Origin of the sequence: Sulfuricaulis sp., assembly GCF_049587675.1 — a bacterium.
In the GTDB taxonomy this organism is placed as follows: Bacteria; Pseudomonadota; Gammaproteobacteria; order Acidiferrobacterales; family Sulfurifustaceae; genus Sulfuricaulis.
This window is the reverse complement of record NZ_JBAVEJ010000272.1, coordinates 1-2,750: the sequence shown is the minus strand read 5'-3', so window position 1 is coordinate 2,750 and position 2,750 is coordinate 1. Positions and strand designations below refer to the sequence as shown.

Below are 2,750 nucleotides of genomic sequence, written 5' to 3'. Positions count from 1 at the left end.
GGAGCGCTCCGTCCGAATCGTAGGTAAGATCGCCATCATCGTGCCGGTGTATGTATTCCGCTTGCAGCTTGAAGTTGGTATAGACCGGATTGCCGTTCGGGGCGTATTTCCACACGAAGTCGGCGATCCACAGGCGGGTGTCGCCGCTGAAGCTGTTGGTTACGGCATTGCCGGCAATATTGGTGTCGGAGAACTCCTGGTTCTGCGGCGAGGTTTCCAATACCGAAACACCCGCACGCCAACTGTGGCTCGTGCCGACGTCGCCGCCGACATGCGCGAATACGGTTCCGGCGCCGGAGCCGTTCTTGTCGCGATCGCTGCCGGGATACGGGCGGCCGCGTCCGAGTTCCGCGCCCAACTCCAGGAAGGTGTCGGTTGGCGCGAGCCATTTCACCTGCACTGCATCGTCGCCGAACTGCGTGCCCAGGAACGCCTGATAAGCGAGCGGGGCGTCGACAAAATCCCAGGTATGGGCGTGCTGTGAATTGAGATAACCGATGCTCGAGAAAAATCGTCCGGCTTTGACGGTAAAGCCATTCGACAGGGCGATCGTCTGAATAAACGCCTCTTCCACCGAGGCGGTATCGTCCGGATGAATCGAGTAATTCAATCCGCCGTAGAAATACGGATCGATGTTGGCGTAGATGCCGAGCTCGCTTTCGGCGAGGCTGAATCCACGATTGCCCGGTCCGATCTCCACGCCAGACGGCACCGGGAAACCGGTGATGTGATAGTTCGCCGGGTCCTGTGAGAGATTGGTGTAGATGCCCGAGAGGATCAGCGAGACCGCCGGGTTGAAGCTGTTGATGGATGCCGGCGGTGCGGCGGGCGGTGGCGCGGACTCCAGCTGTTTGACGCGTTCCTCGAGCGAACGCAGCCTTTGTTGCTCATTTGGCTGTTTGGCGGTGGGTTCCGACTGTGCCGATGGGTCGTCGGATGAGGCCGCGAACGCGGCGGTCGGCACGGCAACGGCCAGCACCACGGCGGCGATCAAGTTTCTGCAAGTCATAATCATTCTCCGAAATCGACGAATGGATTGACGCCTTGCCGGAGCAAGACGTGCGTCATGGACAGGGGTCCGGACGCGGTCGTTTTAACAGCTAGATTTAGGAGTCGACAGGTGGGGCGCGCACGGCGTAGGCGGTGTTTTCATGCCGGCGCGGTGCGGGGATTGATACGGGTAGTGAATAAGTTTCAGGCGTACATACACTGAGTACGTAGGGAACGGTAATGGGCGTTTTGCCCAGGTGATTGACGAAAATACACTGGGCGCACGGCGCATCCGGTTTATGAAGCTGATGGTCCAGCTCGTGCGCCAGCGCGCCTGCTTCGACCACCAACAGCAGCAGCGAAAGGAGATAACCGGCGAGTTTCGATCTGGATTTCACAACGGTGCGTTGCAGGTGCAACATTCCTTTGTCCGGTGCAGTGAGCGCAAAACCCTAATGCATGTCATGCCGATATGCAAGACCCCGGTAGGCGGTTTCAGCGCAGTTCTAGCAGCACCGCGGTTTCGTCGCAGTTGTTGAACTTGTAGCACTTCACACAAATGCCCCAGACTTTCTCTGGCAGCGTGTCCTTGGCCACGGTCTTGAAGCCGAGCTTGTGGAAAAACGGCGCCACGTAGGTCAGCGCCATCAGACGCTTGAGCCCGATAACGCGCGCTTCCTCGCTGATCCGTTCCACCAGCATCCGGCCGAATCCCTGGCCCTTGAATTCATCGTCCACTACCAGGCTTCTGACCTCGCCGAGATTTTCCGTGAAGATTTCGAGCGCGCCGCAGGCGGTGACCTTGCCCGCCACCTCGATGACGAAAAAATCGCGCAGATGACGATAGAGTTCGTTCATGGTTCTGGGCAACAGGTTGCCCTGCGTGGCGTAGATTTCGAGCAGGTGGTGGATGTATGGCACGTCACCAATCGCCGCCGGCCGGATGATCGGCGTGACGCTGGCGACGGCGCGGCTCAGGTCAGGCTGAGGCACGGCTGAGCATGTCCTTGGCATGAGCCAGGGTCTGTTTGCTGATTTCCACTCCGCCAATCATACGCGCGATTTCGAGGGTACGCTCGCGCTCGTCGAGCGGTGCCGCCTCCGCCGTCGTGGTCTTGCCTTCGGTGCGCTTGCGCACCTGCACATGCTGCGCCCCCTGGGCCGCGACCTGGGCCAGGTGCGTGATGCACAGCACCTGCCAAGCTTGGCCGAGCGCGCGCAATTTTCGTCCCACCACTTCCGCCACCCGGCCGCCGATGCCGACGTCGACTTCATCGAAAATCATCGTGGGAATCCGTCCGGTACCCGCGAGCACCACCTGCAACGCCAGGCTGATGCGCGACAGCTCGCCGCCCGAGGCGACCTTGGCCAGCGGCCGTGCCGGCTGGCCCGCGTTGGCGCTGACCTGGAACTCGACGCGCTCCAGGCCCTGGGCGCTGGTTTCGCCCTCGGCCAGCGCGGTCAGCGTGACTTCGAATTTTCCGCCCGGCATGCCGAGCTCCTGCATTTCGTCGCTCACCGCGCGCGCGAGTTTTTTCGCCGCCGCTTCGCGGCGGCGCGAGATGTCCTTGGCGTCCTTGAAATAGGCGGCGCGCGCCGTGGCCAGGTTTTCCTCCAGCTTGCCGAGATTGACGTCGTAATTCTCGATGTCGTCCAGTTCCGCGCGCAGCCGCGCGTGCACCGCGGGCAGCTCTTCGGCTTTTATCTTGTGCTTGCGCGCCAGATCGTGCACCGTAGAAAGGCGGCGCTCAACTGTTTGC

Annotated in this window: 3 protein-coding genes and 1 pseudogene; all 4 read right to left on the bottom strand. The window is 61.2% G+C overall.

Features of this window, described 5'->3' with window-relative positions:
• The coding region (locus WB402_RS14095) for a hypothetical protein (protein ID WP_424208928.1) at nucleotides 1-1,009 on the bottom strand (1,009 nt) is incomplete at its 3' end.
• 97 nt (nucleotides 1,010-1,106) lie between these two features.
• On the bottom strand, nucleotides 1,107-1,412 hold the full coding sequence (locus WB402_RS14090) for a hypothetical protein (RefSeq protein ID WP_424208926.1): 306 nt from the start codon (nucleotides 1,410-1,412) through the stop codon (nucleotides 1,107-1,109).
• A gap of 73 nt (nucleotides 1,413-1,485) precedes the next feature.
• Entirely contained in the window at nucleotides 1,486-1,983 is a 498-nt protein-coding gene (locus WB402_RS14085; protein ID WP_424208924.1) for an N-acetyltransferase, read from the bottom strand.
• Nucleotides 1,970-2,750 (bottom strand): annotated as a pseudogene (locus WB402_RS14080) (DNA repair protein RecN); the annotation flags it as partial. The gene WB402_RS14085 and the pseudogene WB402_RS14080, both read right to left, overlap by 14 nt.

Bases quoted from the DNA above. Each gene is read 5' to 3' on its own strand.
- WB402_RS14090 (WP_424208926.1), bottom strand. From the start codon at position 1,412: ATGTTGCACCTGCAACGCACCGTTGTGAAATCCAGATCGAAACTCGCC.